General features: G+C 70.2%; 15 protein-coding genes. 5 read left to right on the top strand and 10 right to left on the bottom strand.

All coding sequences use genetic code 11. From position 1 onward, the window contains the following. The first annotated feature begins 45 nt into the window (after nucleotides 1-45). Entirely contained in the window at nucleotides 46-651 is a 606-nt protein-coding gene (locus ACGH52_RS22165) for a hypothetical protein (RefSeq protein WP_121702226.1), read from the top strand. A gap of 82 nt (nucleotides 652-733) precedes the next feature. Here the strand turns inward: ACGH52_RS22165 and ACGH52_RS22160 are convergent, their stop codons facing one another. Genes ACGH52_RS22160 through ACGH52_RS22140 form a run of 5 tightly spaced genes read right to left on the bottom strand, consistent with a single transcriptional unit; the run spans nucleotide 734 to nucleotide 4132 of the window. Continuing rightward, the gene (locus ACGH52_RS22160) at nucleotides 734-1312 is read right to left on the bottom strand and encodes a hypothetical protein (RefSeq protein WP_238696768.1); all 579 of its coding nucleotides are present in this window, start codon (nucleotides 1310-1312) and stop codon (nucleotides 734-736) included. Beyond that, a complete protein-coding gene (locus tag ACGH52_RS22155; protein WP_121702227.1) occupies nucleotides 1309-1977 on the bottom strand; it encodes a hypothetical protein in 669 nt (222 codons plus the stop codon). Before ACGH52_RS22155 ends, ACGH52_RS22160 begins: the two co-directional genes overlap by 4 nt. Then, the gene (locus ACGH52_RS22150) at nucleotides 1967-2557 is read right to left on the bottom strand and encodes a hypothetical protein (protein WP_399941749.1); all 591 of its coding nucleotides are present in this window, start codon (nucleotides 2555-2557) and stop codon (nucleotides 1967-1969) included. Before ACGH52_RS22150 ends, ACGH52_RS22155 begins: the two co-directional genes overlap by 11 nt. 25 nt (nucleotides 2558-2582) lie before the next feature. Then, nucleotides 2583-3824, bottom strand: a complete 1242-nt coding sequence (locus ACGH52_RS22145) for a putative T7SS-secreted protein (protein WP_121702228.1) — start codon at nucleotides 3822-3824, stop codon at nucleotides 2583-2585. Next, nucleotides 3821-4132 (bottom strand): WXG100 family type VII secretion target, encoded by a 312-nt coding sequence (locus tag ACGH52_RS22140; protein ID WP_121702229.1) that lies wholly within the window; start codon nucleotides 4130-4132, stop codon nucleotides 3821-3823. Before ACGH52_RS22140 ends, ACGH52_RS22145 begins: the two co-directional genes overlap by 4 nt. A 144-nt stretch (nucleotides 4133-4276) precedes the next feature. Between ACGH52_RS22140 and ACGH52_RS22135 the strand changes: the two genes are divergently transcribed. After that, nucleotides 4277-4957 (top strand): hypothetical protein, encoded by a 681-nt coding sequence (locus tag ACGH52_RS22135; protein WP_238696771.1) that lies wholly within the window; start codon nucleotides 4277-4279, stop codon nucleotides 4955-4957. A 70-nt stretch (nucleotides 4958-5027) separates the two neighbouring features. On the opposite strand, the gene ACGH52_RS22130 is transcribed toward ACGH52_RS22135, so the two are convergent. Continuing rightward, entirely contained in the window at nucleotides 5028-5330 is a 303-nt protein-coding gene (locus ACGH52_RS22130; protein WP_016326975.1) for a WXG100 family type VII secretion target, read from the bottom strand. 285 nt (nucleotides 5331-5615) lie between these two features. Here ACGH52_RS22130 and ACGH52_RS22125 point away from each other — a divergent pair, with 285 nt between their 5' ends. Next, the gene (locus tag ACGH52_RS22125) at nucleotides 5616-10190 is read left to right on the top strand and encodes an FtsK/SpoIIIE domain-containing protein (protein ID WP_399941745.1); all 4575 of its coding nucleotides are present in this window, start codon (nucleotides 5616-5618) and stop codon (nucleotides 10188-10190) included. Between the two features lie 50 nt (nucleotides 10191-10240). Here the strand turns inward: ACGH52_RS22125 and ACGH52_RS22120 are convergent, their stop codons facing one another. Together ACGH52_RS22120 and ACGH52_RS22115 are read right to left on the bottom strand one after the other, a co-directional pair. Further along, complete coding sequence (locus ACGH52_RS22120) at nucleotides 10241-11956, bottom strand: serine/threonine-protein kinase (protein ID WP_399941743.1); 1716 nt, start codon at nucleotides 11954-11956, stop codon at nucleotides 10241-10243. Nucleotides 11957-12038: 82 nt separating this feature from the next. Continuing rightward, entirely contained in the window at nucleotides 12039-12887 is an 849-nt protein-coding gene (locus ACGH52_RS22115) for a menaquinone biosynthetic enzyme MqnA/MqnD family protein (RefSeq protein ID WP_399941741.1), read from the bottom strand. Nucleotides 12888-13179: 292 nt separating this feature from the next. Between ACGH52_RS22115 and ACGH52_RS22110 the strand changes: the two genes are divergently transcribed. Both ACGH52_RS22110 and ACGH52_RS22105 read left to right on the top strand, forming a co-directional pair. After that, nucleotides 13180-13383 carry a cold-shock protein gene (locus ACGH52_RS22110; protein ID WP_003974443.1) on the top strand — a complete coding sequence of 68 codons (204 nt, stop codon included), beginning with the start codon at nucleotides 13180-13182 and terminating at the stop codon, nucleotides 13381-13383. Nucleotides 13384-13505: 122 nt separating this feature from the next. After that, nucleotides 13506-14150 carry a class I SAM-dependent DNA methyltransferase gene (locus tag ACGH52_RS22105; protein ID WP_399941739.1) on the top strand — a complete coding sequence of 215 codons (645 nt, stop codon included), beginning with the start codon at nucleotides 13506-13508 and terminating at the stop codon, nucleotides 14148-14150. A 33-nt stretch (nucleotides 14151-14183) separates the two neighbouring features. Here ACGH52_RS22105 and ACGH52_RS22100 read toward each other — a convergent pair whose 3' ends face one another. Together ACGH52_RS22100 and ACGH52_RS22095 are read right to left on the bottom strand one after the other, a co-directional pair. Further along, nucleotides 14184-16112 carry an AMP-dependent synthetase/ligase gene (locus ACGH52_RS22100; protein WP_399941737.1) on the bottom strand — a complete coding sequence of 643 codons (1929 nt, stop codon included), beginning with the start codon at nucleotides 16110-16112 and terminating at the stop codon, nucleotides 14184-14186. A 223-nt stretch (nucleotides 16113-16335) separates the two neighbouring features. Further along, the gene (locus ACGH52_RS22095; protein ID WP_399941735.1) at nucleotides 16336-17622 is read right to left on the bottom strand and encodes an acetyl-CoA C-acetyltransferase; all 1287 of its coding nucleotides are present in this window, start codon (nucleotides 17620-17622) and stop codon (nucleotides 16336-16338) included. Between the last annotated feature and the right edge of the window lie 122 nt (nucleotides 17623-17744).

The following is a 17744-nucleotide window of genomic DNA, read 5'->3' as shown; positions in this document are numbered from 1 at the left end:
GCGTCCCGGTGTCGTGCTACGACCCGGCCCCAGGAGGTTGGTCCGATGTTCCTGCAGCCCCAGCTCAGAGCACTGCTGCGGGACGGCGCAGCGGGCGCCGAACGACACGACGCCCGCAACTTGCAGCGGTCGTGGCGGAAGTTCGCGGCCTTCGCCTACGTCGCCGAGCAGTACGGATACCGGTACGAGGGACTGTCCACGCTGTCGCCCAAGGGGAGCCCGAATCCGTACTTCGCCTTTCGTCGGCTGCCGGACGCATCGGAGCGGGCGGCATGGAGCACGCAGCACCACCCCGCCGCGCCGGAGGGCGGGCCGCTGCCCGGCATGCGCCCCGGGGGCAGCCGCTTGCGGCCATTGCCCGAGGTGCAGCACGACGTCGATCTCCTGCACGCCCGCATCATGGTCGACTACAGCCGCACCCACCGGCAGCGAGGGCTGACCGCCCTCCTGGTCCTGCTGGTGGCCATGCTGATTCCCCTGTCCCAGACCGGTTTCAGCGCCCAGTCCCTTCTCGTTTGTGGCACCGTCTGGCTGTTCTTCGCCGCACTGTGGCTGACGGGGCTCTTCATCGCACGGCGTCGGTACGTGAAATACAGTCGCGTGCTCCGTGACTCCGGGGTCGACTGGCCTCCCAATCCCTCACTCGCTTAGCGCTGCGGAAAGTCGCGCGAGGTGCCGGACGTTCACTCGCGCAGATCCTTTCCGCGCGTGGCAGGTCGAACGGGAAGCGCGGTCACTTGACCCACCGCAGCGAGCCCGCGACCGCGTCGCACAACTGCTCCATAGGTGCGGACATCCCCGTCAGGGGGGCCGAGAAGCAAAGCGTCAGATAGCCGATGCCGCCGGGCATCACGACGTGAAAGTCGAGCGTCGTGCTGCCGACCACTCGCACGGCAGGCCCTGTGGCGAGTTCGACCACCGAGACCGTCCTTCGGTCCCGGCCCTCTCCATGACGCAGTTCCAGCCACGCGGCATACTTCTCCGGATCGGCCGGCGTGCCGCTGAGCGGTATCGACGACACCAGGAGGGAGGCGGGCATGCCCCCGTTATCCGAAGTCGTCAGTAGGAAGAACTCCATCGCGCCCCGCGCCCGGCCGGCCTCTGCGGTGTTGCGCAAGGTGGTCCACACGTTCCGGGTGAGCTCCGCGGAGACCTGCCTGCCCTGGGCCTGCCGATCCACGAAGGTCTTGAGCTGGGCACGCCACCGGTCTCGCGTGAGGTCGATTCGAAACCACTCGCGGGGGACCAGCAGTTTGTAGTCCCTCGGGATGCCTTCCGAGGGACCGGCGTCCGTTTCCGGCGTTCCCTTCACGTCGACATCACCAAGGGTGCGCCCTGGTCGTCGAAAAGGCGGACGCTCTTGGTGACACCCGCGAACATGGCGGAGAAGACGTCCCACCCCTCCACCGTCGGTGTTCCCATCTCCAGCACCAGAACGGTCCCGTTGACCAGTGGAATGTGGACCTGTATGAACGACGTCCAGATCGGTTCGGGACGGCCCGATTGCGTCAGGCTGCCGTCCACGTCGGCAGATCGATTACCGACACAGAGGACGGCCGGCCCACACGGCAGGGCCACTTCCTCGATCTGCCCGAGTTCCAAGTGCCGTAGCGTGGACGCTATGAAACCAGCGGGATTGCTGCCGGCCCTGTCATCCAGGTCCATGATGCTGACGTTCACGGCGGCCGTACAGCGGACTCCGTCGACCTCCGTCGTGACGAAGCCCGCATACTGCACCCCCGCCTCGATGAAGTCGTCGTAGTTCGCGGCGCACATGGCAGCCCATTGGCGATGCACTTCCTCGTCTGCGCCGGGGAGCGCCCGCCTCGCCAGCTCCACTATTCGTTCGGCGAGTTCGTCCAGGTCGTCTGCCTCGAACGGCAATTCCAGGAAGCCTTCGGGCATGATCCAGCGCACTTCCACGCCGCCGGCTCCCGTCAGGCTGCGCCGGGTCTCTTCAACGGCGTCAGTGCTCATCTCTACCTTCGCTCTCCGACCGTACGGCAGTGTCTGCTTCCGGGTGGAATCTCGCCGCGAAGGGATAGGGCCCGTAATGCGGGTAGTGTGCCGGTATCCCGGCGCCCCCTCGTCGCGCGATGTGGGCGACCTCCCGATACTTGCGCGCTCTTGCCCGCAGGTTCTGACGCACCGGATCGCCCCAGTGGGCCATGGCGCTCCGCAGGAAGAAGAAGAACTGGATGCCCACGACGGCCGTTGCTACCGCCAGATAAATGGTGCGGTGGGCAGCCGTCTCCCAATACTGGGCCACTCCACCCCAGTACAGGACGGCGCCCAGGCCCACGAACGCCAGGGGAACGCCGTGCGCGAACCCTGCTCTGAACATGTCCTCTTCGTCTTCGTGACGGCTGCGCAGAAGTGCGAGCACGGCGTCGTCGTCCAAGAAGTCGAAACGGACTTCCTCCCCGGCACGCTCGGCCGCCTGCCTGGCCTCCGGCACGGCAGCGATCACCGAGCCGCGAATCAGCGTCACGACCTCCCCGCCCCGGCGACCGATGAATTCCCACGCGCCCAAATCGCGATTTTCACTCGTATCCATGTGGCCTCCTCGCCGCTCCACGTCGCTAGGCGGCCAGGGCTGCCTTGAACGCCTTCGGTGAGACGCTCGGTGCGGGGCCCGGCGACGGCGACGGCGTGGGACCCGCTGGTGCGGGTTCCTGGTAGCCCGTCTTCTCACCGTTCTCACCACTGAGCATTCTGTTCAGGGCGCTCGCGAGCCCGGTCCCCTTGATTACGGCCGTGATCTTCTTGCCGTCGATCAGCTCATTCCGGGCGGTTCTGCCGAGCACCTTGTTGACCAGCGACACACCGATTCCATTCAAGAAGTTGTGGCCGATTCCGTCGACTGCGTCCAGCCCCTTGAAGGACCCCCAGGTCTTCAGTTTCCCGAACGCCTTGAGTTTCGCCAGTCCCTTGAGACCGGTGAGGGCCCGGAACCCCTTGAGCGCCCCCAGGCCGGGCAGCACACCGAGCGCATCGGCACCCAGTTTCAGCCAGTCGACCTTCCCCCCGCGCACGCTCATGTCGTACGCGTGTCCGGCGAGGGCGGCGGCACTGGTCAGTACGGCGAGCGTGGCGAAGATAGGAACCAGGAACTGCAGGGGCGGAACGAAGGCGCATATCACGGCGAGCACCGACAGCACGGCCGAGATGTTCGACAGCATGTCTGCCCAGTCCGCGAGGAAGTTCATAAATCCGCCCGGATCCCGAACAGCATCGTGATGCACGATGTTTTTGATATGACGCGCAGCCTTGTCACCCGCGTCGTCATAAATGTCCCGCGCATCCTTCACAGCCTTGCGGGCACTGCCGATGTCATGCAAGGCATCGGCCCGCCTCTTCACCCACCGATCATATTCTTCCTTCTCCGCTGCCGGTATGTCGCCGAGGGGATGCTTTTCGGTGAACTTTTTGACTTCTCGGTCTGCCAGGTCGTGCTCAGTCTTGGCCGCGCGATAGTCGCTCAGCGCCCTGTCCGCCTTCCGTTGGGCGCGCCGCATCTCACTCGCGAATTTGTCGGAACTGCCCTCGCTCACATCTTCGCCGATGGCCTTGGCGGCCTCGTCGTACCGCTCGAAAGACTTCTTCAGCTTGTCCGCGGTACCACCGGCCAGTTCATGGAACCCCTTGCCGGCTTCGCTGTCCCACCCCTCCACGGAAGCGAGGGCGTCGATGACGCGTGACTGTTCGTCGATCATCTCGGCCATCTTGCGCAACTTGCGACCGAGTTCGGCCACTTCCTCCGGATCGCCCGGTGTCGGGTCGTCGTGCCACAGCGGGGGCCAGTCGGCGTCCGTCCTGCTCACTTCGCCCCCTTGCTCTTGGCCTTGGCTTCCCTGATGGCCTTCGCCAACTCCTGGTCTATCTGGTCGTACGCCTTCGCGGCGGTGGCTGTGAACTCGGCCAGGGACTCAAGTTCCTTCATGAGTTTCTTACGAGTCTTCTTCCAAGTGTCTCCGAATTCCTCGAAGGCATCCTTCAGCCCGCCATGACCGACCGCGTGCCCGTAGTCTTCCGCGGGGTTGCCGTTCCGCTCGAACTCACCATGGATCTTGCCCAGATCACGTGAACACTTCTTGATCGCGGCAAGGTCTGCCTTGATATGGTCCCCCATGAGCTCTTCCTCTCTGTGGCGATATCGGTAAAATCCCCAGGTAGGGGTGCGATTGCGCCCACTCCCACTGCTCGCGACGACTGGGACCCGATACGCTCTCGTGAAAGTGGATCCGTCCCGCGTAGAGCTTAAGGAGACCCTGCCGTGACATCCAGGAGCGAGCAGCGCGTGATAGCGGACCGCCTCGGTGTTCACGCCGAGGCCTGCGAGTGGTGCACGATCGACAAGGTCCCCCAACCGCCGACGGACGTGCTCGATGCTGTGGGCAACCCCCGGCTCCGCCCCGGAAGGCTACGGCCGCTGGGCATGGTCGGGGCGGCACTCGCCGTGCTGTTCACACCCCTCGTCATGCTGTTGACTCTCCTGTCCAATGCGGAGGAGGCGCTCAAGCGGGCACTTGCCACGAGGGAGGAGAAGGAGCGGCTACGGGCCAAGGACGAGGACGACAGACGTCGGGACGCCATCACCGCCGAGCGCGGGTTCGACCAGGTCTTCGACGGGAACTGGCACGGCAGTGCCGGTAGGTTCCTGCTGCGTTGGTACAGCCATTCCACCCACCACCAGCGACTGGTCGTCGTGACCGATGACGGCATCGTCCTAGCGGCTCCGCCTCAGCGTGTCACCACGGGCAGGGAGAAGCGGATGGAGATCGTCGCTCGCCTCCCCGCCGCCGAGGCCATGTTGGTGGACCCCTTCAACGGGGAGTTCGACACACGCATGGTGCTGATCCGCTTCCGGGACAACTCCTGGCTGCGCCTCGACACGGAAGAGCCTCGAAGCAGCCTCCACACCTATCTGCTCCGCCAGCCTCTGGCCGACAACTGACGCCCCCTTCCAGCACCTGACGACGCCCGGCGCAGGAGCGAAAGCCCATACGCCGGGCGCCCGTTCGGCGCTACTTGCTCCGCGCCTGCTTCGCCAGTTCGTCGTCGATCTGCTCGAACTTGTCGGCCGCCATGGTGAGGTAGTCGCCCATGCCGTCGAGGCCGTCGAGGGTGTCCTTGGCGCCGCGGGTGAACTCGTCGAAGTTGTCGTCGAAGGCCTTGGAGGAGGACTTCGTGACGTAGCCCGACTCGACCAGGTTCGCGATGTACTTGCGGAGGCCGTCGAGCTTCTCCTGGAGCTTTTCCTTCTCCTTCACGACATGCTTGGCGGCATCCCGCATGTCCTGATATGTGATGTCAAGGTCTTTGGGCATGAAGCCGCTTCCTCTCACAACGCCTCAGGGCCAACCCCCGTGGCTCCTCGTTTGCGGATCGAACCGGCGCACCGGTCAGACCGGTCGGATGTAACGACCGGTGTGATCGTCCGCTCTGAGACAGCAGCTTACGGGGGAGGCCACTGGTGTCACATCCCTGAGTTGCCAACGGGAACGTCCGGTCACCGCCCTGTTGCGGGACCGCGACACCCAGCGGATATCGTCGCCTGGACTGTGAGCCGTGGTGTGGAAGCGGCCGCAGGGGCTCGCCTGGGGAGGACAAGCGTGCGACTGACTCTGACCGTCGTCGATCCGTACGGCGGGAGCTCCGCCGACGTCGTGCTCGACGCGGATCCCGAGTCCACCGTCGGGGACATCGCCGAGGAGCTGGCCAAGCAGGTCGGGGTCGCGGGAGCGCAGGTCATTCCCATCGGACACCAAGGTCAGGCGGGGGCCGGCGGGGCACCGCTCGTCTACGTCGACGGGTACGCCGTCGATCCGTCCGCCACGGTCATCGGGTCGCCGTTGCGCGAGGGCGCGGTCGTCAGTCTGCAGGACCCCTCCGGGTGTCTGCCCGGGGAGCCCACCGGGCTCGTGGAGTTGCGGGTCGTCGGCGGGCCGGGAGCCGGGTTCGTGCACCGGCTCGGGGTGGGGAAGTACGACATCGGAAGCGGTCCGGCCGCGTATGTCCGGATCGAGGACCCAGAGGTCGACGCCCGTGCCCTCACCCTGTCCGTCTCCACCGACGGGACCTGCAAGGTCGCCGTGCACGGTGACAAGGAGGGCGTCACCCTCGACGGGGAGCCCGTCAAGGACCGGGACGGGGACGACTGGCCGCTCGGCGGACAGATAGCGGTCGGCAACTCGCTGGTCGAGCTGGCCCGGTACGCGCCGCCCAACGCCGCGCTCAAGTGGTCCGAGGACGGGATCGGGCTGGACTACAACCGACCGCCTCGGCTGCGTCCGGCCGAGCGGCAGACCAACTTCCGGCTGCCCTCGCCGCCCCGCGAGTACGAGGCCCGGCCGCTGCCCTGGCTGATGGCGTTGACGCCGCTCGTCGGTGCCGTGGTGGCCGTGGCGGTGTTCGGACGCTGGTACTACCTGATCATGGCGGGGCTCAGCCCGATCCTGCTGTTCGCCAACTACTTCAACGACAAGAAGCACGGGCGCAAGTCCCATGCCAAGCAGGTCAAGGAGTACGAGGAGCAGAAGGCGCGGATCGAGAAGGACGCGCAGGACGCGCTGGTCGTCGAGCGGGACGACCGGCGGCAGGCCATTCCCGACCCGGCGGTCGTCCTGTCCATCGGGACCGGTCCGCGCACGCGGCTCTGGGAGCGGCGACGGACCGACCGTGATCACCTGCTGCTCCGGGTGGGGACCGGGCGGCTGCCCTCCGAGGTCGTTCTCGACGACCCGGAGCAGGACGACCACCGGCGCCAGGTCACCTGGAAGATCGAGGACGCGCCCGTCGCGCTGTCGCTGCGCGGCCTCGGGGTCGTCGGCATCGCGGGGCCCGGGGACTCGGCGCGGGCGCTGGGACGGTGGGCCGTCGCGCAGACCGCCGCGCTGCACAGCCCGATGGACGTGCAGTTCTACGTGCTGAGCGAGAACTCCGCGCAGAGTGAGTGGGACTGGGTGCGGTGGCTGCCGCACGCGCGACCCTCCGGGGGCCAGGACGTCAACATCCTCATCGGCACCGACGCCGAGACCGTCGGCGCCCGCATCGGCGAGCTGACGCAGATCCTCGACGCCCGCAAGAAGGCTGCCGAACAGAAGGGCGGCGGCGCGCAGGGCTCCAGTTTCACCGATCCGGACATCGTCGTGGTGTGGGACGGGTCGCGGCGGTTGCGGTCGCTGCCCGGCGTCGTACGGCTGTTGCGCGAGGGGCCTGCCGTGTCGATGTTCGCCGTCTGCCTCGACGCCGAGGAGCGGTTCCTGCCGGGCGAGTGCCAGGCGTTCGTCGTCGCCGAGCCCAAGGCCGAGGAGGGCGGGGACCGGCGCCAGGGCGAGCAGCAGCCCGCGCGGCAGGTCGCCGGAGGGTTTCCGTCCTTCCAGGCGTGGCACACCAACTCCCCCGCCGAGCCCGAGCAGCGGGCCCGTGCCGAGAAGCTGCGACTGCGGGTCGAGGAGGCGGGGGTCGAGCGGATCACGGACGTACGGCCCGACTTCGTGACGCCCGCCTGGTGTCTTCGGCTGGCGCGTTCGCTGTCCGCGCTGCGCGACATCAGCGGCGAGACCGAGGACTCCGCGCTGCCCGGCGCCAGCCGGCTGCTCGACGTGCTCCAGCTGGAGCCGCCCACGGCCGACGCGATCGGCGCGCGGTGGCGGATGGGCGGCCAATCGACGATGGCCGTCATCGGCGAGTCGTACGACGGCCCGTTCGGTATCGACATGCGCAAGGACGGGCCGCACGGCCTCATCGCCGGTACGACCGGTTCCGGCAAGTCGGAGCTGCTGCAGACCATCGTGGCGGCCCTCGCCGTCGCGAACACGCCCGAGAACATGACCTTCGTCCTCGTCGACTACAAGGGCGGCTCCGCGTTCAAGGACTGCGTGAAGCTGCCGCACACCGTCGGCATGGTGACCGACCTCGACGCGCACCTGGTGGAGCGGGCGCTGGAGTCGCTGGGGGCCGAGCTGAAGCGGCGCGAGCACATCCTCGCCGCCGCCGACGCCAAGGACATCGAGGACTACCAGGATCTCGTCCGGCGCGATCCCTCGCATGCCCCGGTGCCCCGGCTGCTCATCGTCATCGACGAGTTCGCCTCCATGGTGCGGGACCTGCCCGACTTCGTGACCGGGCTCGTCAACATCGCCCAGCGAGGACGTTCGCTCGGCATCCACCTGCTGCTCGCCACCCAGCGGCCCAGCGGTGTGGTCTCCCCCGAGATCCGCGCCAACACCAACCTCCGGATCGCCCTGCGCGTGACCGACGGCGGCGAGTCGTCGGACGTCATCGACTCGCCCGAGGCCGGGCACATCTCCAAGAACACCCCGGGCCGTGCCTACGTACGCCTCGGCCACTCCTCCCTGGTCCCCTTCCAGTCGGGGCGCGTCGGTGGCCGTCGGCCCGGCGCCGCCGACCCCGCCGCACTCGCGCCCTGGGTCGGGCCGCTGGGCTGGGAGGACCTGGGCCGGGCGGCGCTGACCAAGCCGAAGACCGAGTCCCGCGAGGACGACGAGATCACCGACCTCAAGGTGCTGGTGGACGCGGTGCGCGAGGCCAACCGGTCGATGGGCATCCCGGCCCAGCACAGCCCCTGGCTGCCGGCGCTGGACGAGAAGCTGCTGCTGGACGAGATCCAGGTCCCGGCGCTCGCCGGCGCCGCCCCGGGCAAGCTGCCGCCCGCCCCGTACGGCATCGAGGACCTGCCCTCCGACCAGGCCCGCCGCCCGGTCGTCGTCGACTTCGCGAGCTTCGGGCACCTGATGATCGGCGGTGCTCCGCGCAGCGGCCGTTCCCAGGTGCTGCGCACCATCGCGGGGTCACTGGCCCGCACCCACTCCACCGCCGATGTCCACCTGTACGGCATCGACTGCGGCAACGGCGCCCTGAACGCGCTGACCCGGCTGCCGCACTGCGGCGCGGTCGTGGGCCGCAACCAGACCGAGCGGGTCGTACGGCTGGTCAACCGGCTCAAGGGCGAGCTGTCGCGGCGCCAGGATCTCCTGGCCGACGCCGGGTTCGCCGACATCGGTGAGCAGCGGGCCTCGGTGCAGGAGAGCGAGCGGCTGCCGCACATCGTCGTCCTGCTGGACCGGTGGGAGGGGTGGGTGCCCACCCTCGGCGAGGTCGACCACGGGTCGCTGACCGACGAGTTGCAGACGATGATGCGCGAGGGCGCGAGCGTCGGTATCCACCTGGTCCTGACCGGTGACCGCACGCTGCTCGTGGGCCGCATCGCGACGCTCACCGAGGACAAGTACGGCCTGCGGCTGGCCGACCGCAGCGACTTCGCCTCGCTCGGCATCCCGACCCGCAAGGTGCCCGAGGAGATCCCGCCGGGCCGCGCCTTCCGCAACGAGTCGGGTACGGAGACGCAGTTCGCGCTGCTCTCCGAGGACACCACGGGCCAGGGCCAGGCGGCGGCGATCTCCGCGATCGGCGAGGCCGCCGCCGCGCGCGACGCCGACGTCCCGCGCGCCCGGCGCCCGTTCCGCGTGGACAGTCTGCCGAGCCGGATCGCCTTCCCCGAGGCCTGGGAGATGCGCGACCCGGAGGGGTCCCGGTCCAAGTTGTGGGCGCTGATCGGCATCGGCGGTGACGAGATCGTCGGCTTCGGCCCCGACCTCGCCGCCGGCGTACCGTCCTTCGTCATCGCGGGACCGGCCAAGTCGGGCCGCTCCACGGTGCTGATGAACGTCGCCCAGTCGCTCCTCGCCCAGGGCACCCGCCTGGTCGTGGCGGCGCCCCGCCAGTCGCCGGTGCGCCAACTGGACGGCGCGGAGGGCGTGCTGAAGGTCTTCACCGGGGACGACATCGACGAGGACGAGTTCGAGGAGCTGATCGACGGGGCGAGCCTGGAGGAGCCCATCGCCGTGCTCGTCGACGACGGCGAGATCCTCGAGGACTGCGACGCCGAGAGCCAGATGAAGAAGATCGTCTCCCGGGGCGCCGAACGCGGCCTCGCCCTCGTCATCGCCGGTGACGAGGAGGACGTGTGCAGCGGCTTCTCCGGCTGGCAGGTGGACGCCAAGAAGGCCCGCCGCGGCATCCTGCTCTCCCCGCAGGAGTCCTCCAGCGGCGACCTCATCGGCCTGCGCATCTCGCGCCAGATGGTCGGCGGCCAGGTCACGCCGGGCAAGGGCATGCTGCACCTCGGCGACGGGGAGCTGCGCACGGTCGTGGTGCCGGGCTGAGCCGGTGGGGGCGGGGCCCTCGCCGTGGTCCCCGCCCTCCTGCCGACCCGCTACTCGATCTTCGACAACCGTGCCTCCGGCCGCCCCGACTCCTCGCTCTTCGACGCGTAGTCGAGGTCGTCGCCGACCGGTGTGAAGGTGACGGTGGTGGGCGCGGGGTTGCAGCCGTCGTGGTTGCCCTCGGCGCCGACGGACCCCGCGACGATCTGCTTCTCGGTCACCTTCTTGAGGGTGATCACGTCGACGCAGACGCCGCCCAGCGCGTCGGTCTGGTGGAGCCTGCCCAGCTCCTGGCCGGTCTTCGCCTGCTTGATGGTGATCCGGAAGGTGCCCAGCGGCAGCTTGCCGTCGAGGGCGGCGGCCTGTCCCTCCCAGGTGCCGACGTAGCGCGCGGGCAGCCCGCCGGGGGTGGCGGCGGGCGGCTCCTGGGAGCCGCCGTCGCTGCCCGCGTTGCTCGCGTCCTTGCCCGAACCCGGCAGCAGGTCCAGGACGAACACCGACCCCACCGTCACCGCCGCCAGCGCTCCCGCCACCGCCAGCGCCACGGTGCAGCTGATCCGCCGCCCGCGCCCCCGGGCACCCTGGGTCGAGGTCGCCGCGACGGAGAGGGCGAGCCTGCCCGGGGGGTGCGTCGTGCCCGCGTCGTCGTCCGGTGGCCCGGGGTCCCGCGGGCCGGGGACGGACGGGAGGGCGGGAGAAGGATCAGGGGCGGGCGACGAGGGCGGGTACGAGGGCGCCGTGGGCGTCGGCATCACCGGAGGCGGGCCGAAGACACCGGAGGCCGGGGTCGCCGCCCCGGCGTCGCTGCCCGCCGTGACCGACGGCCGGCTGAACCCCACGGGCCCCGAGGCCCCGGTCTCCGCCTCCCCCGCCTCCAGGTTCAGCAGCTGTACGGCGCTCCGGCTGACCCGCTCCACCAGCGCCCCCGGCAGCCAGCCGCCGGTCACCAGGCGGGCCGCGCCCTCGGGGGCCAGGCGCCGGGCCACCTCGGCGGGGGCCGGGCGGGCGGCCGGGTCCTTCGCGAGGCAGGAGGCGACCAGCTCGCGCAGCTCCCCGTCGTCCAGGCCGTCGAGGCTCGGCTCCTCGTGGACGACCTTGTAGAGGAGCGCGGCCGAGGAGTCGCCCGGGAAGGGCGGCAGCCCCGTCGCCGCGTACGCCAGCACGGCGCCCAGCGAGAAGACGTCCGCCGCCCCGGTCACGCCCTTGCCGAGGATCTGCTCGGGGGACATGTAGCCGGGCGAGCCGATGGACACGCCGGTCGAGGTGAGGGAGGCGGTGCCGTCCGTGGCGCGGGCGATGCCGAAGTCGATCAGAAGGGGGCCGTCGAGGGTGAGCAGGATGTTGGACGGCTTCACGTCGCGGTGGACGAGGCCCAGCTCGTGCACCGCGGCCAGCGCCTCGCCGAGGCCCGCGCCGAGCACCCGTACCGAGTGGGCGGGCAGCGGGCCGCCGTCCGCCACGGCCGCCGTGAGGGAGGGACCGGCCGCGTACGCGGTGGCGACCCACGGCACGCGCGCCTCGGGGTCAGCGTCCAGTACGGGCGCGGTCCAGGCGCCGCCGACCCGGCGCGCGGCGGCCACCTCGCGGCGGAACCGGGCCCGGAACTCCTCGTCCAGCGCGAAGTGCGGGTGCACGATCTTCACCGCGACCGTGCGGCCGCCCGTGCTGCGTCCCAGGTAGACCCGGCCCATACCGCCGGAGCCCAGCCGGCCGAGCAGCCGGTAGGGCCCCACGACGGTGGGCTCGTCGACTTCGAGCGGCCGCATGGCGTCCACCCCTCCCCCGTACGCCGGTACCTGCCAGCAGGGTAGTGGGCACCCGCGGAAGGCCCCAGGGAGCGGCCGCGAGTCAGGGGCGCAGCAGCTCCACCCGCACGTCCGCCGGAAAGCCGGTGGTCGGTCCGACCCGGCGGGCGAACTCGGTGACCGCCTCCAGCTGCGGGGCCCCGAAGCGGAAGTCGAGGGTGGTGAAGTACTTCGCGAGGGTCGCCTCGTCGAAGGCCTCCCAGCGGGCGGCCTGCTCCGCGACCTTCTCCACCTCCTCCAGGGAGAGGTTGCGGGAGGCGAGGAAGGCCTCGTGCACCTTGCGGGTGATGACCGGCTCGCGCTCCGCGTAGTCGCGCCGGGCCGCCCAGACCGCGAAGACGAACGGCAGGCCCGTCCACTCCTTCCACAGGGCGCCCAGGTCGTGCACGTCGAGGCCGTAGCGCGGACCGTCGATCATGTTGGCGCGCAGGGCCGCGTCCCCGATGAGGACGGCCGCGTCGGCCTCCTGCATCATCAGGCTCAGGTCCGGCGGGCAGGTGTAGTAGTCCGGCTGGACGCCGAACCGTTCCGCCAGGAGCAGCTGGGCGAGGCGTACGGAGGTGCGCGAGGTCGACCCGAGGGCGACCCGGGCGCCGTCCAGGCGGTCCAGCGGGACCTGGGAGACGATCACGCACGACATCACCGGTCCGTCGCAGCCGACGGCGATGTCGGGGAACGCGACGAGGTCGTCGGCGTTCTTGAGGAATTCGACCAGGGTGACGGGACCGATGTCGAGATCGCCGCGCACCAGCTGCTCGCTGAGCTTCTCCGGGGTGTCCTTCGTCAGCTCGAAGTCGAGGAGCGTGCCTGTTCTCGCGAGCCCCCAGTACAGGGGCAGGCAGTTCAGGAACTGGATGTGGCCGACACGCGGCCGGGTGCGAGAATTGTCCACATCGCGAGGCTAGCCCTCCCCCGGTACCCGCCCGTCGCCGACCCCCGGCGTCAGCCGAACGGCGCAGGTGTTCAAACGTCCGGGTGAAGTGATCTTGACCTCTGTTGCGCTCGGGGGCCTGCGTGCTAGGCTCACAGCAAGTTGCAGTTTGGTTTCCCTTGCAGTACAGAGCCTGCGGAGCATGTGACCGCGGGCTCTCGTCGTTCTCAGACGTATGCAGTTGTGCAGCATTCAAAGTCTTCACACTTGCTGGTTCTGGAGCAGGGCAACCCTTTGGGCCCAAGGAGGGCTTATGGCTACCGGAACCGTGAAGTGGTTCAACGCCGAAAAGGGCTTTGGTTTCATCGCCCAGGAAGGCGGCGGCCCGGACGTCTTCGTCCACTACTCCGCGATCAACGCTCAGGGATTCCGTTCCCTGGAGGAGAACCAGCAGGTGTCCTTCGACGTCACGCAGGGCCCCAAGGGTCCGCAGGCGGAGAATGTCACTCCTGTCTGATTGACAGCAGTACCCAAGGAGCCCCGCGCCGGTTTCGGCGACGGGGCTCCTGCCCTTTCCCGAAGGCTTCGTGAACTTCGCGGCGGGGCCCGACTGTCAGTGGCTGCCCCTAGGGTCCGCCCATGACCATCGACCCCGCCTTCGTGACCACCACCCGGACCTTCTACGACGCCGTCGCCGAGGACTACCACGCCCGGTTCCGCACCGTGCTCGACGACGCCCCGCTCGACCGGGCGCTGATGGGCGCCTTCGCCGAGCTGGTGGGGCCCGAGGGGCAGGTGGCCGACCTCGGCTGCGGACCCGGCCTGGTCACCGCGCACCTGGCCTCGCTGGGCCTGCGGGTCTTCGGCCTGGACCTGTCCTCCTCGATGCTCGCGATCGCGCGCCGCGAGAACCCCGGGCTGCGGTTCGAGCAGGGGTCCATGCTGGACCTCGACCTGCCGGACGGCGCCCTCGCGGGTGCGGTCTCCTGGTACTCGTCGATCCACACGCCGTGGGAGAAGCTGCCGGACCTCTTCGGCGAGGTGCGGCGCGTGCTGGCCCCGGGCGGGTACCTGCTGCTCGGCTTCCAGGTCGGTGACGAGCCCAACCACCACGACCGCCCGTGGGGCCACCCGGTCGCCCTGGACTTCGAACGGCGGCGGCCGGAGCCGATGGCTGAGCTGCTGGAGCAGGCCGGGTTCACCGTGCTGTCCCGGACGGTGCGGATCACCGAGGAGACCACCGTCCCCCAGGTCCCGCAGGCCTGCCTCATCGCCCGCCGCTGACCATCACTTGGCCGCCCGACCACCGGCGCCGTCCTACCCCTCGTACAGCCCCTCCACCGCCTCCGCGAAGTCCCGCATGATCGCCTCGCGGCGGAGCTTCATGGAGGGGGTCAGGTGGCCCTCCCACTCGGTGAAGTCCCTGGGCAGGACGGCGAAGCGGCGGATGGACTCCGGGCGGGAGACCAGTTTGTTGGCCTCGTCCACCGCGCGCTGGAGCACCTGGTGGACCTCCTCGTCGTCCACCAGCAGCTCCGGCGGCACCGGGTGCTTGCCGTTCATGCGGCGCCAGTGGCTGACGCCGTCGGGGTCGAGGGTGAACAGCGCGGAGACGTAGGGGCGGCGGTCGCCCAGGACGATGCACTGGGAGATCAGGGGGTGGGAGCGCAGCCAGTTCTCCAGCGGGGCCGGGGCGACGCTCTTGCCGCCCGCGGTGATCAGCAGCTCCTTCTTGCGGCCGGTGATCGTCAGATAGCCCTCGTCGTCCAGGCTGCCGAGGTCGCCGGTGGCGAACCAGCCGTCGGGTGCGGCCTGGACGACGCCCCCGGCCTGCGGGTCCCAGTAGCCGTGCAGGACCTGCTCGCCGGCGACCAGGATCTCGCCGTCGGCGGCGATGCGGATGCGGGTGCCGGGCAGTGGCCAGCCGACGGTGCCCAGGCGCGGTTTGAGCGGGGGCGTGACGGTGGCCGCGGCGGTGGTCTCGGTGAGGCCGTAGCCCTCGAAGATCTCGATGCCCGCACCGGCGTAGAAGGCGGCCAGGCGGCGGCCGAGCGGGGAGCCGCCGCAGATGGCGTACTTGACCCGGCCGCCCATGGCGTTCCGGATCTTGCGGTAGACGAGCGGGTCGTAGAAGCCGCGGGCGGTCTTCAGGCCGCGGCCGGGGCCGCCGCCCGCGCCGCTCTGGCGGGCCTCCTTGGCCTCGCCGTAGCGCACCGCCACCGAGACCGCGCGGTCGAAGGCCGCGGCCCGGCCGCCGGACTCGGCCTTGGCGCGGGCACTGTTGAAGACCTTCTCCAGCATGTACGGGATGGTCAGCAGGCAGGTGGGGCGGAAGGCCGCCAGGTCGGGGAGCAGGTCCTCGGGTTTCAGGCTCGGCGCGTGGCCGAGCCGGACCCGGGCGCGGACGCAGGCCACGGCGACCATGCGGCCGAAGACGTGGGACATCGGCAGGAAGAGCAGGATCGAGGGCTCCTCGCCGGTCTCCGCCTTGAAGACGGGGTAGAGCAGCTCGATCGCGTTGTCCACCTCGGCGAAGAAGTTGCCGTGGGTGAGGACGCAGCCCTTGGGGCGGCCGGTGGTGCCGGAGGTGTAGATCAGGGTGGCCAGGGTGCTCGGGCCGAGCATGCCGCGGCGCACCTCCACCTCCGCGTCCGGCACCTGCGCGCCCAGCTCCGCCAGCCGCTCCACGTGCCCCTTCTCTATGACCCACAGATGTTTGAGGTCGGGGATGCGGTCCAGCTCGGGGCCGAGGGCGGCGGCCTGCGCGGTGGTCTCGGTGACCAGGGTGACGGCGCCGGAGTCCTGGAGGATCCAGCGGGTCTGGAAGAGGGAGGAGGTCGGGTAGACGGGGACGGTGACCAGACCGGCCGCCCACGCGGCGAAGTCCAGCAGCGTCCACTCGTACGTCGTGCGCGCCATGACGGCGATGCGGTCGCCCGGCATCAGGCCCTCGGAGATCATGCCCTTGGCCACCGCCAGCACCTGCCCGGCGAACTCGGCGGCCGTCACGTCGCTCCAGTCGCCGTCCGGGGACCTGCGGCTGAGGACGACCTGGCCCGGGACGGCCGCCGCGTTGTCGAAGGGGAGGTCGGCGAGGGACCCGCGGCGCACCGGCGGTGCGAACGGCGGTACGTACGCCTCCCGCACGGCCCCGTCCAGCATCCGCGTCTCGGGCGCCACCAGGGTGGGGCCGGGCGAGTCGGCGTAGGCGGCGGATGCGGCGAAGGACGGAAGCGGGGTGGACACGGGCGGCTCCTGGGACGTGCAGCAAGGACACTGCTTCTGCGGCGCTGCTCTGCTGCATGACGTACGTGCCTCGCGCGCCGAGGCGTTCATCGCCGGAGTCCGCGGACAGGGGTTACCGGCGGTCAGTGACCGGATCGTACGGCGCCCACGTGAGGGGTTGGTGCGCGTTCGGGGACGGTCCCGCGCCGGACGTGTGCAGTGTTGGGGGTTACCTGAGGGTAAGTCACGTTCGTTCCAGTATGGCCGTGACGCCCTGACCGCCCGCCGCGCAGACGGAGATCAGCCCGCGCCCCGGGCCTTCCCGCTCGGCGAGCAGGGTGGCCAGCGTCGCCACGATCCGGGCGCCGGTCGCGGCGAAGGGGTGGCCGGTGGCGAGGGAGGAGCCCGCCACGTTCAGGCGGGCCCGGTCCACCGGGGCCAGGCCGCGCTTCTCCCAGGCGGCCAGCGTGGCCAGCACCTGGGACGCGAACGCCTCGTGGATCTCGACGAGGTCGAAGTCCCCGATGCCCAGCCCGGCCCGCTCCAGCATCCGCGGGACCGCGTACGCGGGCGCCATCAGCAGCCCGTCCTCGCCCCCGGCCACGTCCCCGCCGACGAAGTCCACGGCCGCCGTCTCGTACGCCGTGAGGTAGGCGAGGGGTTCGACGCCCCGGGCCTCGGCCCACTCCTCGCTCGCCAGGAGCACCGTGGCGGCGCCGTCCGTCAGGGGCGTGGAGTTGCCCGCCGTCATGGTGGGGCCGGGGGCGTCGAGGCCGAACACCGGCTTGAGCGCGGCCAGTTTCTCCGGCGTCGAGCCGGGGCGCAGGTTCTGGTCGCGGGCCAGGCCGCGGAAGGGGATCACCAGGTCCTGGAAGAGGCCGCGTTCGTACGCCGCCGCCAGCCGCTGGTGGCTCGCGGCGGCCAGCACGTCCTGTTCCTCGCGGGAGATGCCCCAGGCGCGTGCGGTGACCGCGGCGTGCTCGCCCATGGACAGGCCGGTGCGCGGCTCGGCGTTGCGCGGGATGTCGGGGACCAGGTGCCCCGGGCGGATCTTCCCCAGCGCCTTCAGTCTGGCGCCGGTGGACTTGGCCCGGCGGGCCTCCAGCAGGATGCGGCGCAGCCGGTCGTTGACGCCGAGCGGCGCGTCGCTCGCGGTGTCGGCGCCGCCCGCGACCGCCGACTCGATCTGGCCGAGGGCGATCTTGTTGGCGGCGGCGATCACGGCCTGGAGTCCGGTGCCGCAGGCCTGCTGGATGTCGTAGGCGGGGGTGCGCGGGTCGAGCGTGGAGCCGAGGACCGTCTCGCGGGCGAGGTTGAAGTCCCGGCTGTGCTTGAGGACCGCGCCGGCCACGAACTCGCCGACCGCGCCAGGCCCCTGGAGGCCGTGCCGCTCGACCAGGCCGTCGAGGGCCGCGGTGAGCATCTCCTGGTTGGAGGCGGTGGCGTACGGCCCGTCGGAGCGGGCGAAGGGGACGCGGGCGCCGCCGAGGACCGCGACGCGGCGCGTGGGCTGCGGTGCCAGAGGACTCATCTCGACCTGCTCCTCACCCGTGACATAGGCTTACCTTCGGTAACCTTACTCCAGAGTAAGCAGTTGTGCGCCGAACCCGGCCTCTGGAGACCTCTGGACACGTCGCAGCCGTTTGGGGAGAC

This window comes from Streptomyces sp. BBFR25 (genome assembly GCF_044590125.1).
In the GTDB taxonomy this organism is placed as follows: domain Bacteria; phylum Actinomycetota; class Actinomycetes; order Streptomycetales; family Streptomycetaceae; genus Streptomyces; species Streptomyces canus_D.
The sequence above is the reverse complement of the archived record's forward strand: the minus strand, read 5'-3'. Positions and strand labels throughout refer to the sequence as shown.

Bases quoted from the DNA above. Each gene is read 5' to 3' on its own strand.
- ACGH52_RS22165 (WP_121702226.1), top strand. From the start codon at position 46: ATGTTCCTGCAGCCCCAGCTCAGAGCACTGCTGCGGGACGGCGCAGCG.
- ACGH52_RS22155 (WP_121702227.1), bottom strand. From the start codon at position 1,977: ATGAGCACTGACGCCGTTGAAGAGACCCGGCGCAGCCTGACGGGAGCC.
- ACGH52_RS22150 (WP_399941749.1), bottom strand. From the start codon at position 2,557: ATGGATACGAGTGAAAATCGCGATTTGGGCGCGTGGGAATTCATCGGT.
- ACGH52_RS22140 (WP_121702229.1), bottom strand. From the start codon at position 4,132: ATGGGGGACCATATCAAGGCAGACCTTGCCGCGATCAAGAAGTGTTCA.
- ACGH52_RS22130 (WP_016326975.1), bottom strand. From the start codon at position 5,330: ATGCCCAAAGACCTTGACATCACATATCAGGACATGCGGGATGCCGCC.
- ACGH52_RS22120 (WP_399941743.1), bottom strand. From the start codon at position 11,956: ATGCGGCCGCTCGAAGTCGACGAGCCCACCGTCGTGGGGCCCTACCGG.
- ACGH52_RS22110 (WP_003974443.1), top strand. From the start codon at position 13,180: ATGGCTACCGGAACCGTGAAGTGGTTCAACGCCGAAAAGGGCTTTGGT.
- ACGH52_RS22105 (WP_399941739.1), top strand. From the start codon at position 13,506: ATGACCATCGACCCCGCCTTCGTGACCACCACCCGGACCTTCTACGAC.
- ACGH52_RS22095 (WP_399941735.1), bottom strand. From the start codon at position 17,622: ATGAGTCCTCTGGCACCGCAGCCCACGCGCCGCGTCGCGGTCCTCGGC.